Origin of the sequence: Novosphingobium sp. MD-1 (assembly GCF_001014975.1) — a bacterium.
Classification (GTDB): domain Bacteria; phylum Pseudomonadota; class Alphaproteobacteria; order Sphingomonadales; family Sphingomonadaceae; genus Novosphingobium.
Genome location: NZ_BBXA01000020.1, coordinates 207626 through 227756, shown reverse-complemented (window position 1 = coordinate 227756; position 20131 = coordinate 207626). Strand labels below are relative to the sequence as shown.

Annotated in this window: 19 protein-coding genes; 14 read left to right on the top strand and 5 right to left on the bottom strand. The window is 67.2% G+C overall.

All coding sequences use genetic code 11. The annotated features are described in order from the left end of the window. Positions 1 to 64: 64 nt before the first annotated feature. From yidC to dapE, 5 genes are all read left to right on the top strand, one after another. Positions 65 to 1846, top strand: a complete 1782-nt coding sequence (gene yidC, locus NMD1_RS05980) for a membrane protein insertase YidC (protein ID WP_125954053.1) — start codon at positions 65 to 67, stop codon at positions 1844 to 1846. Continuing rightward, a complete protein-coding gene (gene yihA / locus NMD1_RS05975) occupies positions 1843 to 2526 on the top strand; it encodes a ribosome biogenesis GTP-binding protein YihA/YsxC (protein WP_125954052.1) in 684 nt (227 codons plus the stop codon). The genes yidC and yihA overlap by 4 nt, the downstream gene beginning before the upstream one ends. 269 nt (positions 2527 to 2795) lie before the next feature. Continuing rightward, positions 2796 to 3380, top strand: a complete 585-nt coding sequence (locus NMD1_RS05970) for an outer membrane protein (RefSeq protein ID WP_125954051.1) — start codon at positions 2796 to 2798, stop codon at positions 3378 to 3380. A gap of 206 nt (positions 3381 to 3586) precedes the next feature. Beyond that, complete coding sequence (locus NMD1_RS05965) at positions 3587 to 4267, top strand: glutathione S-transferase family protein (protein ID WP_125954050.1); 681 nt, start codon at positions 3587 to 3589, stop codon at positions 4265 to 4267. A 54-nt stretch (positions 4268 to 4321) separates the two neighbouring features. Further along, the gene (dapE, locus tag NMD1_RS05960; RefSeq protein ID WP_125954049.1) at positions 4322 to 5446 is read left to right on the top strand and encodes a succinyl-diaminopimelate desuccinylase; all 1125 of its coding nucleotides are present in this window, start codon (positions 4322 to 4324) and stop codon (positions 5444 to 5446) included. Positions 5447 to 5471: 25 nt separating this feature from the next. On the opposite strand, the gene NMD1_RS05955 is transcribed toward dapE, so the two are convergent. The 3 genes from NMD1_RS05955 to NMD1_RS05945 are packed head-to-tail and all read right to left on the bottom strand — an operon-like array spanning position 5472 to position 7927. Further along, positions 5472 to 6065, bottom strand: coding sequence for a Smr/MutS family protein (locus NMD1_RS05955; protein WP_124808145.1), 594 nt, complete (start codon positions 6063 to 6065; stop codon positions 5472 to 5474). After that, the gene (locus tag NMD1_RS05950; protein WP_199558071.1) at positions 6062 to 7240 is read right to left on the bottom strand and encodes a murein transglycosylase A; all 1179 of its coding nucleotides are present in this window, start codon (positions 7238 to 7240) and stop codon (positions 6062 to 6064) included. Before NMD1_RS05950 ends, NMD1_RS05955 begins: the two co-directional genes overlap by 4 nt. 6 nt (positions 7241 to 7246) lie before the next feature. Continuing rightward, a complete protein-coding gene (locus tag NMD1_RS05945; RefSeq protein WP_125954048.1) occupies positions 7247 to 7927 on the bottom strand; it encodes a Tim44/TimA family putative adaptor protein in 681 nt (226 codons plus the stop codon). Between the two features lie 270 nt (positions 7928 to 8197). Between NMD1_RS05945 and secB the strand changes: the two genes are divergently transcribed. The 4 genes from secB (at position 8198) to NMD1_RS05925 (ending at position 12281) form a co-directional block, all read left to right on the top strand. Then, positions 8198 to 8722, top strand: a complete 525-nt coding sequence (secB, locus tag NMD1_RS05940; protein WP_124808147.1) for a protein-export chaperone SecB — start codon at positions 8198 to 8200, stop codon at positions 8720 to 8722. 53 nt (positions 8723 to 8775) lie between these two features. Beyond that, positions 8776 to 10347, top strand: coding sequence for a murein biosynthesis integral membrane protein MurJ (murJ, locus tag NMD1_RS05935; protein ID WP_125954047.1), 1572 nt, complete (start codon positions 8776 to 8778; stop codon positions 10345 to 10347). Positions 10348 to 10357: 10 nt separating this feature from the next. Continuing rightward, positions 10358 to 11374 carry a tryptophan--tRNA ligase gene (gene trpS, locus NMD1_RS05930; protein WP_125954046.1) on the top strand — a complete coding sequence of 339 codons (1017 nt, stop codon included), beginning with the start codon at positions 10358 to 10360 and terminating at the stop codon, positions 11372 to 11374. Positions 11375 to 11564: 190 nt separating this feature from the next. Further along, positions 11565 to 12281: a DUF4136 domain-containing protein gene (locus tag NMD1_RS05925; protein ID WP_124808150.1), complete on the top strand. Its 717-nt coding sequence runs from the start codon at positions 11565 to 11567 to the stop codon at positions 12279 to 12281. Positions 12282 to 12318: 37 nt separating this feature from the next. Here NMD1_RS05925 and NMD1_RS05920 read toward each other — a convergent pair whose 3' ends face one another. Continuing rightward, positions 12319 to 12978 carry a YggS family pyridoxal phosphate-dependent enzyme gene (locus tag NMD1_RS05920; protein WP_125954045.1) on the bottom strand — a complete coding sequence of 220 codons (660 nt, stop codon included), beginning with the start codon at positions 12976 to 12978 and terminating at the stop codon, positions 12319 to 12321. 22 nt (positions 12979 to 13000) lie between these two features. Between NMD1_RS05920 and NMD1_RS05915 the strand changes: the two genes are divergently transcribed. The 3 genes from NMD1_RS05915 (at position 13001) to NMD1_RS05905 (ending at position 16704) form a co-directional block, all read left to right on the top strand. Continuing rightward, on the top strand, positions 13001 to 13534 hold the full coding sequence (locus NMD1_RS05915) for a thiamine phosphate synthase (RefSeq protein WP_125954161.1): 534 nt from the start codon (positions 13001 to 13003) through the stop codon (positions 13532 to 13534). An 84-nt stretch (positions 13535 to 13618) separates the two neighbouring features. Beyond that, on the top strand, positions 13619 to 16003 hold the full coding sequence (locus NMD1_RS05910; protein ID WP_125954044.1) for a DNA translocase FtsK 4TM domain-containing protein: 2385 nt from the start codon (positions 13619 to 13621) through the stop codon (positions 16001 to 16003). 275 nt (positions 16004 to 16278) lie between these two features. Continuing rightward, entirely contained in the window at positions 16279 to 16704 is a 426-nt protein-coding gene (locus tag NMD1_RS05905) for a hypothetical protein (protein ID WP_125954043.1), read from the top strand. Here NMD1_RS05905 and NMD1_RS05900 read toward each other — a convergent pair. After that, positions 16667 to 17128 carry an Lrp/AsnC family transcriptional regulator gene (locus tag NMD1_RS05900; protein WP_125954042.1) on the bottom strand — a complete coding sequence of 154 codons (462 nt, stop codon included), beginning with the start codon at positions 17126 to 17128 and terminating at the stop codon, positions 16667 to 16669. The two genes, NMD1_RS05905 and NMD1_RS05900, sit on opposite strands and share 38 nt — an antisense overlap. Positions 17129 to 17265: 137 nt before the next feature. Here NMD1_RS05900 and ald point away from each other — a divergent pair, with 137 nt between their 5' ends. Both ald and NMD1_RS05890 read left to right on the top strand, forming a co-directional pair. Next, positions 17266 to 18381: an alanine dehydrogenase gene (ald, locus tag NMD1_RS05895; RefSeq protein ID WP_125954041.1), complete on the top strand. Its 1116-nt coding sequence runs from the start codon at positions 17266 to 17268 to the stop codon at positions 18379 to 18381. A 39-nt stretch (positions 18382 to 18420) separates the two neighbouring features. Continuing rightward, positions 18421 to 20130 (top strand): GGDEF domain-containing protein, encoded by a 1710-nt coding sequence (locus NMD1_RS05890; RefSeq protein WP_125954040.1) that lies wholly within the window; start codon positions 18421 to 18423, stop codon positions 20128 to 20130. Position 20131 lies beyond the last annotated feature (1 nt).

Sequence of the window (20131 nt, the reverse complement as noted above, 5' to 3'; positions counted from 1 at the left end):
GGCGGTCGCATGGTCCACCGGGCATCTTCCTGCAAGGCAAGCAAAGACAAGAACGCGAGGCAGAGTGGAAAATCAGCGCAATCTGATCTGGGCGGTGGCGCTCACGGCCCTGCTGCTGCTCGGCTGGGATCTCGGCACGCGGTATTTCTTCCCGCAGCCTGCCAAGCCCGTCGCTAGCGCCAGCGCTTCCCCGGCGCCGGCCGGTGCGGATGCGCGGCCTGCCAAGCCGACGCGCGAAGGTGGCCTGCTCAACCCCGCCGATGTTGCGCTGGAAAAGCAGGACCTCAAGCTCGCGCTCGCCTCGTCGCAGCGCGTCGCGATCGAGGCGCCGGGCGTCAAGGGCTCGATCAACCTCGTCGGCGGTGTGCTGGATGACCTCACGCTCAACAAGTATCGCGAGACCATCGCCAAGGACAGCGCCTCTGTCCGCCTGTTCTCGCCCGCCGGCACGCCGGCGCAGCACTTCGCGCAGTTCGGCTGGGTCGGGCAGGGCGTGCAGGCCCCTGATGCCAACACGGTCTGGCAGGCGGATGGCCGGAAGCTGACGCAGCAGACCCCGGTCACGCTCAAGTGGACCAACCCGACGGGGCAGACCTTCGCGATCCGTTACGCGATCGACGATGCTTATATGGTCACGGCCACGCAGACGGTGGCCAACGGGGGTGGCGCGCCGGTGGTGGTGCGCCCCTTCGCGCTCGTCAACCGGACCGACCGCACCGCCAGCCTCGATACCTGGAACGTGCATTCCGGGCCGATCGGCGCGTTCGATGGTTCGGTCGATTTCAGCAACAACTACAAGGACGTGATCGGCACGGGCACGGTCACGCCCAAGGGCAAGCCGAACTGGATCGGCTTTACCGACATCTACTGGCTCTCCGCGCTGATTCCCGATGGCGGCACGCAGGCGCAGGGCGATTTCCGCGCGCTGGGCGATGGCCTGTTCCGCGCCGACCTGCTTTATAACCCGGTCACCGTCGCGGCGGGGCAGCAGGCCAGCCAGACCGTACGCCTGTTCGCCGGGGCCAAGGAAAACGCCACGCTCGAACGCTATGAGAAGGCGGGGATCACCAACCTGTCGCTGTCGATCGACTGGGGCTGGTTCCGCTGGTTCGAAAAGCCGATCTTCTGGCTGCTCGATGCGTTGTTCCGCACCGTTGGCAACTTTGGCGTGGCGATCATCCTGCTTACGCTGATCGTGCGCGGCATGATGTTCCCGGTGGCGCAGCGCCAGTTCGCCTCGATGGCGGCGATGCGCGCGATCCAGCCGAAGATGAAGGCGATCCAGGAACGCTACAAGGACGACAAGCAGAAGCAGCAGCAGGAAGTGATGGCGCTGTACAAGCAGGAGGGCGTCAACCCGCTTGCCGGCTGCCTGCCGATCTTCCTGCAGATTCCGGTGTTCTTCGCGCTGTACAAGGTGCTGGTGCTGACCATCGAAATGCGCCACCAGCCGTTTGTGCTGTGGATCAAGGACCTTTCCTCGCCCGATCCGCTGCACGTGCTGAACCTGTTCGGCCTGCTGCCGTTCGATCCGCCCAGCTTCCTGGGCATCGGCATCCTCGCGATCCTGCTCGGCATCACCATGTGGCTGCAGTTCAAGCTCCAGCCGGCGGCGATGGACCCGGCGCAGCAGCAGGTCATGGGCATGATGCCGTGGATCATGATGTTCGTGATGGCGCCGTTCGCGGCGGGCCTGCTGATCTACTGGATCACGTCCAACCTGCTCACCATCGGGCAGCAGAAGTACCTCTACAGCCGCCACCCGCAGTTGAAGGCGCAGGCGTCGAAGGACCAGCAGGACATCGACCGCGCAGCCGCGCGCGACAAGAAGCCGAAGGCGCGGTGAGCGAACCCGCGCTCTCGTCTCCCGCGCTCTCGCCCGAGGAGCAGGCAGCCCGCGCGGACCTTCTGGAAAGCGCGCGGTTGCTGTTTGCCGGGCGGGTAGACTTCCTGAAGTCCGCCCCGGCGCTCAAGTTCCTGCCCGATCCCGAAGTGCCGGAGATCGCCTTTGCCGGGCGGTCCAACGTCGGCAAATCCTCGCTGCTCAACGCTCTGACCGGCCGCAAGTCGATCGCGCGCACCTCGGTCACGCCGGGGCGCACGCAGGAACTGAACTTCTTCGAAGTGGGCGAGCCCACACGCCTGCGGCTGGTCGACATGCCCGGTTACGGCTTCGCCAAGGCTCCGCCCAAGGTGGTGGAGCAATGGCGGCGGCTGGTGCGCGATTACCTGCGCGGCCGCGTCGTGCTGAAGCGCACGCTGCTGCTGATCGACAGCCGCCACGGCGTGAAGCCGGTCGATGACGAGATGATGCAGATGCTCGACGAGGCGGGCGTTGGCTATCGCGTGGTGCTGACCAAGGCGGACAAGATCAAGGCCACCGACCTGGCGCAAGTGCTGGCCGATACGCAGGCGGCGGCGCGTAAGCGCACGGCCGCCTATCCGCAAGTGCTGGTCACCTCGTCCGAGCTGAAGCTGGGCATCGAGGATCTGCGCGCGGCCGTTCTGGAAGATTCCGAAATCTGAACGCATGTCTGGCGTGCTACGGGGCACGCATGGCGGCGCCGCGCGGCGGTGATCCCGCGCGCCCGGGTGCGGCAGGTGCAAAATACGCGCAGACGATTTTCCTGCGCTCCGCCGGGTTGACCGCCAATCCCGGCTTCGTCGCAAACCCGTCAAGTTCGGGAAAGGTCGAACATCTTCTTCGACCTAATGCCAATCCCAATCGCCTGCGCCCGCACTACATGGGCCGCCGAGACGCTGAGCTACGCGCCTCGTCTTGCAGGAGATTGAATATGAGGACTTTTCTTGTTTCCGCCGCGGCTTCCGCACTGGCAATCGGGCTGGCCGCTCCGGCCTCGGCCGAACCCTTCAACGGGCCCTTCGTGGGCGTGCAGGCCGGTTGGAACCAGGACAAGATCGGCGGGATCAACACCGATGTCGGCGCCGTGGGCGTGAACGGCAAGAAGGATTCCTTCGAGCTGGGCGGCTTCATCGGCTATGACCACAAGATCAACCCGAAGGTCGTCGTCGGCGCCGAGGCGGGCATCAACTGGGGCATCCAGGACAACGTCTATGGCCCGGGCGTCACCATCGATCCGAAGCGCTCGATCGATCTGACCGTCCGCGCGGGCTACCTCGTCAACGACAAGACGCTGGTCTATGCCCGTGGCGGCTATTCCAGCATCCGCGCCCGCACCTATCTGGCCAATGCCAACGCGGGCGAAGACCGTGACGCATGGGTCGTCGGTGGCGGCGTGGAACGCTCGCTGACGCCGCATTTCTCGACCCGGCTCGAATACCGCTACAACGATGCGAGCCAGGGCACCGGCAAGTGGGACCGTCATCAGGTCCTGGCCGGCGTGGCCTATCGCTTCTGAACACCTCCCGGAAGCGTCTTGCGGGGCGCTTCCGGGCATTTCCCGCGAAGGCTGGTTCGCGGGCGTGATAAAGCCGGGGCGCCGCTGGGCGACCCGGCTTTATGATTGTTTGCAAGGCACAATTGCGCCAGTCGGCCGCTCGCCCGTTCATGCTCGACAGGCCCAGCATGAACGGTTACGCCCTCCGCAGGTGCGAAAGGGCGGCCATGAAGCTCATCATCGGGAACAAGAACTATTCGAGCTGGTCGCTGCGGGGCTGGCTGGCCTGCAAGCAATCGGGCCTGGCGTTCGAGGAAATCACGGTACCGCTCTATGGCGAGGACTGGGACGAGGCCCGCAAGGCCGAGGATCTCGCGCCCTCGTCGGGCAAGGTGCCGATCCTGTGGGACGGTGACGGGCCGGATGGCGCGGTCGTGTGGGACAGCCTGGCCATCATCGAATACCTGGCCGACAAGGTGGGGCGCGAACGGTTCTGGCCCCGCGCGGACGATGCGCGGGCCATGGCGCGGTCGATGGTCGCCGAAATGCATTCCAGCTACCTGCCGCTGCGCCGCCAACTGCCGATGAACATCCGCAAGCGGATGCAGGGTGTGGCCGTGACCGACGAGGTGCGGGCGGACATCGTGCGCATCCTCACCCTGTGGGCCGAAGCGCGGGCGCGTTTTGGCAAGGGGGGGCCGTTCCTGTTCGGCACGTTCAGCGCGCCTGACATCATCTACGCGCCGGTCGTCTCGCGCTTCCTCAGCTATGGCGTGCCGGTGCCCGGCTTCGCCGTGGCCTATATGCAGGCGATCTGGGATCACGAATGGGTGCGGGCCTGGGTGGCCGCCGCCAGCGAGGAGGAATGGACGATCGAACAGTTCGACGGGCCTTCCGCCGCCGCGTGATTGCGGATGGTTCCCGGCTCGCCAAGCGCGCGGGCATCGCGTAAGGCCGCGTCGATGACCACCGATCCCGTCCTTCTCGCCGAACGCCTGATCGAATGCCCCAGCGTCACGCCGGCCGCCGGGCTGGTGTTCGATGCACTTCAGGCGATGCTCGAACCGCTGGGGTTCGCGGTGCACCGCTTCATCGCTGGCGATCCGCCGGACGGGCCGGTGGAAAACCTTTTCGCGATCCGCCAGGGGCCGCAGGGCAGCCGCCACTTCGCGTTTGCGGGCCATGTCGACGTAGTGCCGCCGGGCGAGGGCTGGAGCAGCGCGCCTTTCGTGGCGGAACGGCGCGGCGATCTGCTGTACGGGCGCGGCGCGGTGGACATGAAAGGCTCGATCGCGGCGATGGTGGCGGCGGTATCCGCCATTCCGGCCGAGGCCGGCACGATCAGCTTCATCATCACCGGGGACGAGGAAGGCCCGGCCCGCTTTGGCACCGTGGCCCTGATCGAACACATGAACACCGTGGGCGCCCAGCCCGATCTGTGCCTGGTGGGCGAACCGACCTCGGTCCACCGGTTGGGCGATACGGTGAAGATCGGCCGGCGCGGATCGGTCAACCTGTGGCTGACGGCGCGCGGGGCGCAAGGCCATGTCGCCTATCCCCATCTCGCCGACAATCCCTGCCCGCGCCTGGTGGCGATGCTGGCCGAGCTGGACGCGCTGGAGCTGGATCGGGGCAGCGACTGGTTCCAGCCTTCGAACCTGGAAATCACCGACATCACCGTGGGCAACCCGGCGACCAACGTCATCCCGGCGCAGGCCACCGCGCGGCTCTCGATCCGGTTCAACGATCTCCATTCGGGCGAGCAACTGGTCGGCCGGGTCAACGCTATCGGTGAACGGCACCGCGTCGAAGTTCATGCGGTGATCTCGGGCGAGAGCTTCATCACGCTGCCCGGCGCGTTCTCGGCACTGCTGAGCGAGGCGATCGCGGCGGAAACCGGCCTTGCGCCCGAGCTTTCCACCAGCGGGGGAACATCGGATGCGCGGTTCCTGCGCGCGGTTTGTCCGGTGATCGAATTCGGCCTGTGCAACGCGACGATGCACAAGACGGACGAGGCGGTGGCGATGGAAGACCTGGCCGTGCTGACCCGCATCTACGATCGCGTGGTGCGCGCGGCGCTGGCCTGACTACCGAACCTGACTGGCCACGGCCTTACCGCGCGCGGCGCAGGACGATGTAGACCGCGCCGCTGCCGCCGTGGCGCTGTTGCGCGGGGCGGACGGCGGCGATCCTTTCGGCATAGGGGCTGGCCGCCAGCCAGTCGAGCAGCTTGGCGCGGATCGCCCCGCGCCGTTCGCCGCGTCCGTCGGTGCTGTGGAAGCCATGGTCGTCGCGCGGCCGGTGCTTGCCCGCGACCAGCAGGATCACGCGCGCGCCCATCGCCAGTGCCTGCCCCACGCCGTTGACGAGACGGCCATGCGCCGCGTCCAGCCCCATGCCGTGCAGGTCGATCGTCACGTCCGGATCGATCGTGCCGCGCGCCAGCTTGCGATCCCAGCTCGAATCGAGCCCGTTGCGGGTCGGCGGCGGGGGAGCGGCTGCCGGTGCCGGAGCCGGAACGGGCCGGGGCGGTGGCACACGGCCTTTCGCCTTCCGGACCGGTGCGGGCGGCGCGGAAACGGGCGTGTCCGCCGCGTCCGGCGATGGCAGTGGCGCGCGCCGGGCAGGATGCAGCGGCGTGACCGTTTCGGCCACCTTGCGCCAGAGCGCCGCTTCTTCGGGCGACAGGCCGCGCGGCGGTTTCATCGGCGCCCCAGCCGCTCCAGCGTGCCGCGTGGCAGCAGCAGCAGCGCTTCGCCATGCGCGCTCATCCCGCCGGCGATGGTCGCGGCGTCCGCGCCGGCACCCCAGAAGCTGTCGAAGCGGTTGGCGCCCCGGATCGCGCCGCCAGTATCCTGCGCCACCCACAGGCCGTTGGTTTCCGGCCGGTCGGTGCGGAGCCACACCGGCGCGCCCAGCGGGACGAAGGCCGGATCGGCGGCGAGCGTGGTCCTGCCGCTGATCGGCACGGACAGCGCGCCGACCGGGCCGGGGCCGGTGAGTTCGCGGAAGAAGATCCAGCTCGCGTTCTGGCGCATCAGCGCATGGCCTTCGGCGGGATGATCGCGCAGGTACTGGACGATGCCCTGCATTGATCCGGGGTACCGGCCCGGTCCGGTTCCGATCAGGCCGCGATCGCGCATCAGAGATCCGATCCCGGTGTAGTCCAGCCCGTTCTGTCCGGCATAACCCAGCCGGATGACGGAGCCATCGGGCGCGCGCAGCCGCCCCGATCCTTGAATCTGAAGGAAGAAGAACGCGATCGGGTCGGCCGCCCAGGCCAGTTCCAGTCCCCTGCCGGCGAGCGCGCCGTCCTCGATTTCGGCGCGGCTGTAATAGGGCACGAACCGCCCGCTCTCGTCATAGCGGCCCTTGGGCTGCAGCCCGTCGGGCAGGGGCGGAGCATCGCCGGGCTTTGCGCGGACAAGGTCCGGCGGCAGGCTATAGACGGGAACGTCGAATCCCGGCTGACGCGTGCGCACCCCGGCGATTTCCGGTTCGTAATAGCCGGTGACGAACGCCGATCCGTCGGCGATCTTCGCGGTCTCGAAGAACGTGGCAAAAAAGCGCCGCGCGTCGGCGGCGGGCCAGCCGGGGGCGGCGTTGCAGGCGTCCGACCAGTCCTGCGGGCGGGTGAGGCCGCTGGTATCGGCCCGGGCCACAAGGCGCGGGCAACTGGTGACGAAGGCCGCGAGCGCGTCGGACGCTCTCCCCGCGTCCATGCCCAGCGATCCGGGGTGGGGGCCAGGGATGAGGGTGGACGACGCGGCGGTGGTGCCGACGGGCGGTACAGGGGGAGGCGTGGTTCCCGGGATCAGCCGCACGCACCCGCTCAGCAGGGCCAGTGCCAGAAGCAGGCCCGCCGTGCGGCGCCGCAGCATGGGAAATTACCCCTCGTCGGTTTCGTCGAGCAGCCAGTCCGGATCGCGCGAGGTCAGATCGCGCGAGAACGTCCACAGGTCGCGGCTTTCGATCGCGTCATCAAGCGAGCCGGCCACCACCACGCCATCGGCATTGCGGGTAACCGACGCGATATCCGCAGTGAAGCGGACCGTGATGCGGGCAACCGGCGCGTCGAACGATGCGGAAACGATCTTCGCTTCCTCGATTCGGATCAGGCGCGAATCGAGCGTTTCGCCTGCGGCGAGGCGCGCATCGATCGCAGCGGCGAAGCCTTCGTAGACATCGCGGTCGCACAACTGGCCGAGCGCTTCCTTGTCGCCGCGCCAGAACGCTTCCAGCACCATGCCATAAGCGCCGCGCGCACCCACCAGGAAAAGGCCGACATCGAACCGGCGGTCGGCGCCGATGATGGCCCGAATGCCGGCCTCTGCCGATTGGTCGAATCCTGTGAACTCAACGGGTTGTGCGGTCTGCGGGCGGAGGGCGACCGGCGCCTTTTCCGGCAGCTTGGGCGCCAGCGTGCGCGGCGCGCTGGACGGATCAGGCTGTTCCACACGGCGGCGCAGCGGTTCCTCGTTCTGTTCCGGACGGCGCCCCAGCACCGAATAGAGCCGGAGGCCGAGGAAAGCCGCGATCATCGCCAGAATGACAATTTCAACAACCACACTCATTGTCCCAAGAAGCGGGCGCCGGGAGCCATATCTCCCCGACACCGGTTCATCGTGCCTCAAATAGGTACGAATTACAAATGAACAACATATGGACGACCAGCCGTTTCCGTCACGCGGCCGTTTTCGTGAAAGAGGTGTCACACGCCTGCAACGCCGCTTTCGTGCGGTTCGCAACGTCCCTGTCCTGGCCCGGATTGCCGCGCCAGCGCCATGATGCTACGCGCCCGCCGGAAAGAACCGCAATTCTTGCAGGAAAGCACGGACATGGCCGACGAAGGCAATATCATCAGCGATCTGAACCTCGGCCAGCCGGCCCCGAACGGCGAGGATACCGCGCCGGCGATCGGGCTGATCTCGCAATACGTGAAGGATCTTTCGGTCGAAAATCCGAACGCGCCGGAAAGCTACCAGTGGACGGACGCGCCGGATATCCAGATCGAATTCAACATCGGCGCGCGCAGCATCGCGCAGGACGTCCATGAGATCGAACTGAAGATCAACGTGACGTCCAAGGGCGCGCAGGGCACCGCGTTCCTGGTGGAACTGTCCTATGGCGGCCTGATCGGCATGCGCAACGTGCCCGACGATCAGGCGCATCCGTTCCTGTACGCGGAAGGCCCGCGCATCCTGTTCCCCTTCGCCCGCCGCATCATCGCCGATGCCGTGCGCGATGCCGGCTATCCGCCGCTGATGCTGGAGCCGATCGACTTCAACGGGCTCTATCTCCAGCAGCTTTCGCAGCGCCAGGCCGAGGAAGCCGGCGCGGGCGATCCGGTCGGCAACGCCTGATCCGGCGCGTGCCGGTCGGTCGGGCGGAGCCCTGAAGCGGCCATGACAAGGCCATGAACCTCCTCAAGGCCACCGGCACCATCGGCGGGCTCACGCTCGCCAGCCGCGTGCTCGGGCTGGTGCGCGACAGCCTGTTCGCGCGCTATATCGGCGCCAGCTTCGCGTCGGACGCGTTTCTGGTCGCGTTCCGCCTGCCCAACATGTTCCGCGCGCTGTTCGCGGAAGGCGCCTTCGCCTCGGCGTTCATCCCGATGTTCAACCAGAAGGTTGGCGATCCGGAAGGGCGGGGGCTGCCGGACGGGCTGCATTTCGCCGAACAGGCGCTGGCGGTGCTGCTGCCCGTGCTGCTGGCGATGACCGTGCTGCTCGAAGTGTTCGCCTGGCCGGTCACGTTCCTGCTTTCGGGCAGGTTCAACGGGGTTAGTCCCGATCAGTTCGCCTTCGCGGTGCAGCTTTCGCGGATCACGATTCCCTACCTGATGCTGATAAGCCTGGTGTCTTTGTTCGGCGGCATTCTCAATTCGCTGCACAAGTTCTGGGTCAACGCCGCCGCGCCGATCCTGCTGAACCTGACGCTGATCGCCGCGCTGCTGCTGTTCCATTCGCACGATCCGCTGGTGACCGCGCGCAACCAGGCGATCGCGGTTTCGGTTTCGGGCCTGCTCCAGCTGCTGTGGCTCGCGTGGGCCTGCCGCCAGAACGGCGTCAGCCTGCGGTTGCGCCTGCCGCGGCTCAATCCGGACGTGAAACGGCTGATGGCGCTGATCTGGCCAGCCGCCGCCGGTGCGGGCGCGGTGCAGATCAACCTCGTCATCTCGACCGCGCTGGCCGCCTCGCTGCTGGCCCACGGGTCCGTCACTTATATCTACATGGCCGACCGGCTGAACCAGTTGCCGCTGGGGCTGATCGGCATCGGCCTCGGCACCGTGCTGCTGCCCACCATTTCGCGCCAGCTTGGCGCGGGCGCGGAGGCGGAGGCGATGGAAACGCAGAACCGGGGCATGGAGCTGGCGCTGCTGCTGACGCTGCCGGCTACGGTCGCGCTGGTGGTCAGCGGCGAGCCGATCGCGGCCGCGCTGTTCGGCTATGGCCGCTATACGGCGCAGGACACGCACTTCACCGCGCAGGCGCTGGCGGCCTTCTCGATCGGCCTGCCGAGCTACATCCTGGTCAAGGTGCTGACGCCCGGCTTCTATGCCCGACAGGATACGAAGACGCCGGTGCGCTATGCCACGCTGTCGATGGTGGTGAACCTGGTTGGCAACCTGCTGCTGATCGTGCCGCTCAAGCACATCGGGCCGCCGCTGGCGACGGCGCTGGCGTCCACCGTAAACGTCTGGCTGCTCTATCGCACGCTGGTCGCGCGCGGGCATTTCGCCGCCGACGCGCGCCTGCGGCGGCGGGCGCCCCGGCTGGCGCTGGCGGCGCTGGCGATGGGCGTGGTGCTGTGGCTGACGCAGGATGCGCTGACGCCCTACGTCCACGGGACGTGGATCGTGCGCTGCCTGGCGCTGGCCGCACTGGTTTCGGCGGGCGGCGTGGTCTATGGGCTCGCCACCGTCCTGCTCGGGGCATTCTCGAAGGACGACCTGCGGCTTCTCCTGCGGCGCAGGCGCACCACATAAGGCACGTTCCATGCGTATCGTTTCCGGTATCCAGCCCACGGGCAATCTTCACCTCGGCAATTACCTGGGTGCGATCCGGAACTGGGTGCGGATGCAGGACGAATGGACCGCCAAAGGCGCGACCTGCCTCTATTTCCTGGCAGACCTCCACGCCATTTCCATGCCGCACACCCCGGCGGAACTCGCTTCGAATACGCGCGAGATGGTGGCCGCGCTGGTTTCCTGCGGGATCGATCCGGACCGGTCGATCCTGTTCAACCAGGCGCAGGTGCCCCAGCATGCCGAACTGCAATGGCTGCTGAACGGCACCGCGCGCATGGGCTGGCTGAACCGCATGACGCAGTGGAAGGACAAGGCCGGCAAGAACCGCGAAGGCGCATCGGTGGCGCTGTTCACCTATCCGGTGCTGCAGGCGGCGGACGTGCTGCTCTACCAGGCGACTCACGTCCCCGTGGGCGAAGACCAGAAGCAGCACCTCGAACTGGCGCGCGACGTGGCGCAGAAGTTCAACAACGACTTCGCATCGGAAGAAGCGCCGGTGTTCACCCTGCCCGAACCGATCATCCCGCCCGAAGCGGCGCGGATTATGAGCCTGCGCGATGGTTCGGCCAAGATGTCCAAGTCCGATCCTTCGGACATGAGCCGCATCAATCTGACCGATGACGCCGACGCGATCATGCAGAAGGTGAAGAAGGCCCGGACCGACCCGGAACCGCTGCCCGGCGAGGTCGAAGGGCTGGCCGGGCGCGCCGAGGCGGCGAACCTCGTGGGCATCTACGCGACGATGGCCGGCGTCACTGCCGCCGATGTCCTGCGCGATTTCGCGGGGCAGGGCTTCGGCGCGTTCAAGCCGGCGCTGGGCGAACTGCTGGTCGATAAGCTGGCGCCGATGGCGGCCCGCTACCGCGAACTGCGCGAGGATCGCGCGGTGCTCGACGCCGTCCTGCGCAAGGGCGCGGAAAAGGCGCGGGCGCTGGCGGTGCCGACGCTGGACGCGGCTTACGCGGCGTTGGGGCTGGTACGCTGACGGGTGCGGACCGGGGGCTGTCCCGTGGTGGAACAGCCCCCGGTTCGGACCATAAGTTTCCCGCCGGTCACGAAATGTTTCGGCGCCATTCAACGCGCATTCAGCACCTCCCGGCTATCGGGATGTCGTGCTAAGACAGGTGCGTCCGCCTGAACCGGGGCAGCCGGGCCGCTCACAGGAGTCGCGTTGAATGAACAAGAATACCAAGCGGAATCGCGGACTTGCCTTGGTTGCCGTGCCGCTGCTTCTCGCCAGTCTGGGAGGCTGCGCATCGACCTTTGACGCCAAGGTCTCCCGTTTCCAGAGCCAGTTGCCCGCCCCGGCCGGACAGACGTTCGCGATCGTTGCCGAAAACCCGCGCAACCAGGGCGGTCTGGAGTTTTCGCAATACGCCTCGCTGGTCGCGGCGCAGTTGCAGAAGGTGGGCTACGTGCCTGCCGCCAGCCCCGACAATGCCGACCTGATCGTCCACTTCGACTATGGCGTCGACCAGGGGCGCGATCGCGTGCGCACCACCGGCGTCGGCCCGGATCCGTTCTGGGGGCCGTGGTACGGCGGCTATGGCCCGGGCTTCTGGGGCCGTGGCGGCTTTTACGGTGGCGGCGGTTTCTATGGTCGTCGCGGCTGGGGTTACGGCTGGTACGATCCGTTCTTCTGGGGCGGCGGCTACAACTCGGTCGATGTGGTGACCGTCTATACCAGCGGGATCGACCTCAAGATCGACAGCCGCGCCGATGGCAAGCGCCTGTTCGAGGGCAAGGCCGAGGCGGCCTCGCAATCGAACCGTCTGCCCTATCTGGTGCCGAACCTGGTCGAAGCGATGTTCACCGATTTCCCCGGCCACAACGGCGAAACGCTGCGCATCTCGGTCGCGCCCGAGAAGAAGACGGTCAAGCAGGTCAAGTAACCGGCCGGCCCTTCCCGCCCACGCGGGGAGGGCCGCCCTATCGCGCGCCGAACAGCGCGCTCCCGATGCGCACGTGCGTCGCGCCCAGCATAATCGCGGTCTCGAAATCGTCGCTCATGCCCATCGAGCGGCCGGGAAGGCCGTTGTCGTCCGCCAGTTTGTCGAGCAGCGCGAAGAACGGCGCGGGCTCGATCCCGGCCGGCGGCACGCACATCAGCCCCGCCAGTGGCAGATCGGCGGCCCGTGCCTCCGTCAGCAGCGCCGGCAGGTCCGCGATCGCGCATCCGCCCTTCTGTTCCTCTTCCCCGATGTTGACCTGCACGAAGCAGGGCAGCCGCCGGCCGACCTTGTCCATCGCCCGGGCCAGCGCGGAGACGAGGCTTGGCCGGTCGAGCGAATGGATGCAGTCGAACAGCCGCACCGCGTCCTCGGCCTTGTTCGACTGAAGCTGGCCCACAAGATGCAGCGCGATTGCGGGATGCGCCTCGCGGAGCGCGGGCCACTTGGCCTGCGCTTCCTGCACCCGGTTTTCGCCGAACACGGTCTGTCCCTGCGCGATCAGCGGCAGGATCGCCTCGGCCGGCTTGGTCTTGGAAATGGCGACGAGCGTGACCCCGCCCGCTGGGCGCCCGGCGATTCGTTCGGCCTGGGCGATGCGGGCGCGGATGTCTTCAAGCGGAGTGGCTGGCTGGCTCATGGCGCGGTGCTATAGCGCGCGCATGGCGAAGCGCTACCCCGTCCCCCGGATCCTCCTCCTCAGCGATGCGCGCAACGATGCCACGCTGGAACGCGCGCTGGGCCGCCTGCCACGCGGAAGCGGGCTGGTGTTCCGGCACTACCACCTTGCACCGGCCGCGCGCCGGGTGCGATTCGGGGCGTTGCGGCGGCTTTGCCGGCGGCACGGCCACTCCATTCTCCTCTCGGGCGCGGCGGTGGAGGCGCGGGCATGGGGCGCGGACGGGGTCTATGGCGCGTCGGCGCGGCTGGGCCGGCGCACCAGCGGCCTGCGGCTGGCGACCGCGCATGATCTGGCGGAACTGCGCGATGCGGCCCGCGCCGGGGCGGATGCGGTCTTGCTCTCTCCCGTGTTCGCGACGCGCAGCCACCCCGGCGCGCGCGTGCTGGGACCGGTCCGGTTCCGCTTGCTCGCGGCGCTGTCGGCCGTGCCGGTGATCGCGCTTGGCGGGATGAACCGGCGGCGGGCGCGGCGTTTGCGCAGCCACGGCTGGGCCGCCATCGACGGCCTTTCGTGATCGTGGGACTCGCTGGATTCCCTTGGATTCTTGACGGTGACTCCCCTTCCGGCGCATGATGGGGCGAAAGGGACAAGGGTCATCATGGCATCTCGTGCAATCATTCCAGGAAGGGCGGGCGCGGATTGGCGCGCGGTTCTGCGCCGCAGCCTGCGTCGCAGCCTGGAACTGATCGGCGGCACCGCGCTGTTCGCGCTGATGCTGTTCCTGGCGCTGGCGCTGGCAAGCTACACGCAGACCGACCCTTCGGGCAGCACCGCAGCCGGCGGGCCGGTCGAAAACTGGATGGGGCTGCCCGGCGCCTGGGCGGCGGAGCGCGTGCTGATGCTGTTCGGCGCCGCTTCGGTGCTGCTGCTGCCGCTGTTGTTCGTGTTTGCGCGCCGACTGTGGGAAGCGGCCGGCGACCTGATCGACGCGGACGAGGACGAAGACCCCACGTCCGATCCGGGCTGGTTGCGGCCGACCGGCCTGCTGATGGTGGCGATGGTGCTGATCGGCACGACGCTGGCGCTGGCTTTCACCGCGCCGCGATTCGGCCTGCCCGCCGGCATGGGCGGCCTTACCGGCCTGATCGGTGCGGCGGCCGTGCGCGCCGTCGCCCACCTTGCCGGGCCTGCCGAGGGCTGGATCATTCTTCCCGTTGCGCTGGTGGCGCTGTGCGTTGGCGCGCTGATCGCGGGGCGGGTGTTCGCGTTCGACTGGGCACGCATGTTCCGCCTCCCGCGTCTGCTGCCGGCGCGCGCGCCGCAAGCGGCGGATGATGCGGATGCCCCTGCGACGCCCGTTTCCAGAAAGGAAAAGGCCGAGCGGCGCGAGGCGTCGACGGTTACGCCATCAACCCCGCTGGATGTCGAAACCGCGATTGCGCCACGCCGGCCGACCGAAATTACCGATCCATCGCGCGCGACGGCGCCCGCCACCTTCAACGCCAAGGCACGGCAGGGCGATCTGTTCTCGGAATACGAGCTGCCGGGCCTTGACCTGCTGGTCGAAGCGCCGGCGAGTGCGCAGCCGAAAATCGACAAGCTGGCGCTGGAACGCAACGCGCGCCTGCTCGAGAACGTGCTCGACGATTTCAACGTGAAGGGCGAGATCACCGCCGTCCGCACCGGGCCGGTGGTGACGATGTACGAGCTGGAGCCGGCCCCCGGCATCAAGGCCAGCCGCGTGATCGGCCTGGCGGACGACATCGCCCGCAACATGAGCGCGATTTCGGCGCGCGTGTCCTCGATCCCCGGCCGCACCGTGATGGGCATCGAGCTGCCCAACGCCGTGCGCGACATGGTCTCGTTCCGCGAGATCGTGGCTTGCGACAAGTTCGTCGATGCGAAGGCGCTGTTGCCGATCATCCTGGGCAAGGACATCGCGGGGGAACCGGTGGTGGCCGATCTGGCCACCATGCCGCACCTGCTGGTCGCCGGCACCACCGGCTCGGGCAAGTCGGTCGGCCTCAACTGCATCCTGCTCTCGCTGCTCTACCGGCTCACGCCGCAGCAGTGCCGCCTGATCCTCGTCGATCCCAAGGTGCTCGAACTCAAGAGCTACGACGACATTCCGCACCTGCTCTCGCCCGTGGTGACCGAGCCGGCCAAGGCCGTGCGCGCGCTGAAATGGGCGGTGGAGGAAATGGAGCGGCGCTACCGCATGATGTCCTCGGTGGGCGTGCGCAACCTGACCGGCTTCAACGAGAAGGTCCGCACCGCCGAAGCCAAGGGCAAGCCGCTGGGCCGGCGAATCCAGGTGGGCTTTGATCCCGATACCGGCGAGGAACTGTTCGAGGAACAGCAGCTCGACTACAAGACGCTGCCGCAGATCGTGGTCATCGTCGACGAACTGGCCGACCTGATGGTCACCGTCGGCAAGGAAATCGAAGTGCTGATCCAGCGGCTTTCGCAGAAGAGCCGCGCGGCGGGTATCCACCTGATCATGGCGACGCAGCGCCCGTCGGTGGACGTCATCACTGGCGTCATCAAGGCCAACCTGCCCACGCGCATCAGCTTCGCCGTCACCAGCCGCATCGACAGCCGCACCATCCTGGGCGAACAGGGCGCCGAGCAGCTGCTGGGCAAGGGCGACATGCTCTACAAGCCCAACACCGACCCGATCAAACGCGTCCACGGCCCGTTCGTCTCGGACGAGGAAGTGGAACGCGTGGCCGACCACTGGCGCGCCCAGGGATCGCCCGAATACGTCGATTCGGTCACCGAGGAACCGGAAGACGGCGGCTTCGGCTTCGACGACATCGATGCCGCGTCCGACAATCCGGAAGACCGCAAGTACCGGCAGGTCTGCCAGCTGGTGTTCGAAAGCCAGAAGGCTTCGGCCAGCTGGATCCAGCGCCAGATGGGCGTGGGCTACAACACCGCTTCGAAATGGATCGAGCGGATGGAAGCCGACGGTCTGGTCGGCCCCGCCAACCATGTCGGCCGGCGCGAGATATACCGCGATCGCGACGGCAACCCGCTTTAGGACCGGCCTTTATTTTCCGCCATCGTCATTGCGAGGGGCGAAGCCCCGTGGCAATCCAGAGCCGCACCCGACACCCTGGATTGCTTCGCTAACGCTCGCAATGACGACGTTATCAAGTTCCCGGTATTGGCGCCGGGGTCTGACCGCGACTGCCCGCACTTAAGCGAGTCTTAAAGGTTTCCGCGTATTAACCCCTATCAGTGCGGCGAAGTCCGTTGGTCGTTGGGGGGCGGTCGCAAGGGATAACGCACGTCGTCGAAAGGCGAGTGGTTGTCATGGAAGCTCTGACCCAGTGCTGGTTCACCCGCGTTCACCAACCCGAACGCAAGCGTCATCGCGAGCCCGACGGTTCGGTCAGCAGCCTGTGCCGGCATTGCTATCGGCCGATCACCAGCTGGAACCGCCTGAACTGGTTCCTGGCCGGTGGCTTCAACGTCACGCGGCTGGCGGAAAGCGCGGCGCGCTTCATCACCGTGCTGGATCGCGAGGACGACTATATCGTCGCCCGCTATCCGGTGGCGCATCTGCCCGATGAAGCGGCGGTCGATGCGTTCAAGCTGCAGTTGCGCGAAGAACACGGGATGAACGAGCCGGGCAGCTCGCTGGTGCTGGTCGACAGCGGCCGCAAGAAGCGGGGCCGCAAGGTCTCGCCGCCGGCCGATGTCAGCGATGCGGAACCGGATAGCCCGCAAAGCGCTTGATCTGCCGCAGCGAAAAGCTGGACCGCATCGCGGAAACGCCGGGCAGCCGGGCCAGGCAATCGCGATGGATGCGGTCGTACTGGGCGAGATCGGCGGCGGCGACGCGCAGCAGGTAATCGGCCGATCCCGACATCAGGTGGCATTCCAGAATGTCGTCGAAATCGCCCACCGCCCGTTCGAAGCGGTCCATCGCCTCGCGGCTCTGGCTGGTCAGCGTGATCTCGACGAAGACGAGCATGGTCAGTCCCAGCCGGGCCGGATCGATGCGCGCGCTGTAGCCGGCGATGATCCCCTGCGCCTGCAGCGCGTGAATGCGCCTATGACAGGCGGAAGGCGAAAGCGCGGTCACCTCCGCAAGCTCCGCGATGGATCGCGACGAATCGCGCTGCAGCGCTTCAATCAAGGCGACGTCCGCTCGATCCATGCGAAAATTTCCCGCGCAAGGGTTATAAATCGGGAAATATCATTATCGCGAATGGTTCGGAAGATACATTCTGGTGAAACTTTCTACGCATTCCGGCGTAGTCTTTGCAGGACTTTCGACCCTGCGGGAGAACTCCGATGCGCGTAGGTACCGTCCGCGAAATCAAGAATCATGAATACCGTGTCGGCCTGACGCCCGAGAGCGTGCGCGAACTTGCCGCCCATGGCCATGAGGTGTGGGTGGAACAGGGCGCGGGCCTGGGCATCGGCGCCACCGACCGCGACTACGAGGCGGCCGGCGCGGTGATCCAGCCCGATGCCCGCGCGGTGTTCGACGGCTGCGAAATGATCGTGAAGGTAAAGGAACCGCAGGCGATCGAACGCGCGATGCTGCGCGAAGGCCAGATCCTCTACACCTATCTGCACCTTGCCCCCGATCCCGAACAGACCGCCGATCTCGTGCGCTCGGGCGTGACCGCGATCGCCTACGAGACGGTGACCGGCGCCGGCAACACGCTGCCGCTGCTCAAGCCGATGAGCCAGGTGGCCGGGCGCATGTCGATCCAGGCCGGCGCCACCGCGCTGGAAAAGGCGCATGGCGGGCGCGGTGTGCTGCTGGGCGGCGTGCCGGGGGTGATGCCGGGCAAGGTCGCGGTGATCGGCGGCGGCGTGGTCGGCTTCAACGCGGCGCAGATGGCGGTGGGGCTGGGCGCGGACGTGACCATTCTCGATCGCGATCCCGAAGTGCTCGAACGGCTGGGCATCCATTTCGAAAGCCGGGCCAAGACCCGCTTTTCCAACACGGCCAACCTTGCCGAGAGCGTGGCCGAGGCCGACCTCGTGATCGGCGCGGTGCTGATCCCCGGCGCGGCTGCGCCCAAGCTGGTGACGCGCGCCATGCTCGGCACAATGAAGCCCGGCGCGGTGCTGGTGGACGTGGCGATCGACCAGGGCGGTTGCTTCGAGACCAGCCATGCCACGACCCATGCCGAGCCGACCTATCTGGTCGATGGCATCGTCCACTATTGCGTGGCCAACATGCCTGGCGCGGTGGCGCGGACCAGCACCTATGCGCTGAACAACGTGACCCTGCCCCATGCGCTGCGCATCGCCGATCTGGGCTGGCGCGCGGCGCTGCGCGCCGATCCCCACCTTGCCGCCGGGCTGAACGTCCATGCCGGCAAGGTCACGTTCGAGGCCGTGGCGCGCGAACTGGGTTACGAATTCGTGTCTTCCGCCGAAATTCTTCACTGAGTTAACGCCCTTATAACGTCATGGGCTTAGGCTTCGGGGATGGTCCCGGGCCGCAAGATCCTTGTGCTGCTGGCAGCGTTGCTGGGCTGGCTTGTGCCGGCCGTGGCACTTGCCGCGCCGGTCGAGGGCGCGCGGCTGTGCCATGCCGCCGCCGCGATCGGCGAAAGCTATGACGCCGTGGCGGCGCGCGCCGCCCGCTGGTCGTGCAATCCGGGCGGCTGGGACATCGCCGCCGATTCCACCTTCCTGCGCTTCACCTTGCCCGAGAGCGAGGACGAACTGCCGCGCAGTTTCGTGACCCATGCGGTGCGGTTCGAGAAGATCGCGATCACCGCGATCGATGACGATGGCGCGCGCCGGACGATCGATTACACACTGCCCGAGGCGCACCATCTGGAAGCCGCGCCGCTGATGAGCATGGCGCTTCCCGACGTGACGGCCCGCACGCGCGAGGTGGTCGTGCGGATCGACCGCCCGTGGGTGAAGGCGATCTTCGCCGAAGCCGGGTTGGACAGCGCGCCCGAAGGCACCGGCTGGCCCTTGTGGCGCGTGGCGGCGCTGGGCATCGTCTGCGGGATGCTGGTGGTCCCGTTGCTGCTCAACGTGGCGTTCTACAGCGTGCTGCCGGAACGGTTCGTGGTCTGGCATCTCGTGATGGTGGTGGCCATGCTGGCGCAGACCGCGATCGGTACCGGCTTCATCCACCTGGTCATGACCATCCACGATCCGGCCGAAGCGATCATATCCAACATCTGCTACGCCGCGATGGCGGCGGCGGCGATGATGTTCGCGGCGAATTTCCTGGAGCCGGAATGCCTCGACCCGCGCCTGCGCGCCTTCATGCGGCAGGCGGCGGTGGTAGTGGCTGTGGTGGGGCTGATCACGACCTCGCAGGCGCCGTTCCTGCGTGTGTGGTCCACCACGCTGGTCCACCTCAACATGCTGTTTCCGCTCGGGCTCGTCTCGCTGGCGCTGTACGACGCCTGGCGCAAGGGCAGCCGGATGGTGATCTATCCGCTGCTGGGCTGGACACCGGCGATGGGCGTGGGCCTGCTGCGCATCGTGACCTATGTCCTGCCCGGTTCGGCCACGCCCGATGTATCGGTGCTCTATTCCTTCGCGCTGGCGATCGAGGTGATCGTGACGGCGGTGGGCATCGTCGGCCGCTTCATCCTGCTGCGGCAGGAGCGCGATTCAGCGATGACCCGCGCCGAGGAAATGGAAGGCATCGTCGGGCGCGATCCGCTGACCGGGCTCAACAACCGCTTGTCGATCGAGCGTCGGTTCGATGAACTGCTGTCAGGCGGTTTTCGCACCATGGCGGTGATCGATCTCGATCACTTCAAGGACGTCAACGATACCCACGGCCATGCGACGGGCGATGCGGTGCTAAAGGCCACCGCGCGCGCGATCGCCGGGGATCGCGATACCCACGCGATCCGCATGGGGGGCGAGGAGTTCATGCTGCTGCTGCGGGGGCCCTTCGCCGCTGAACGCGCCGAACGCGCGCGCCGGGCGATCACCGCGCGCGTCGCGGCCGAGGTGGCCGGGCTGGACCGCATCGTCACCGCCAGCATGGGGCTGATCGAATACGATGGCGACAACCCCGACCTGGCGGCGTTCGACAGCCTCTATGCCCACTGCGACCGCCTGCTCTATGAAGCCAAGCGCAGCGGCCGCAACCGCACGGTGCGCGATCTGCTGGCTGGCGAGCCGGTCGAGCCGCTGACGCAGGCGGTGTCGATCTAGG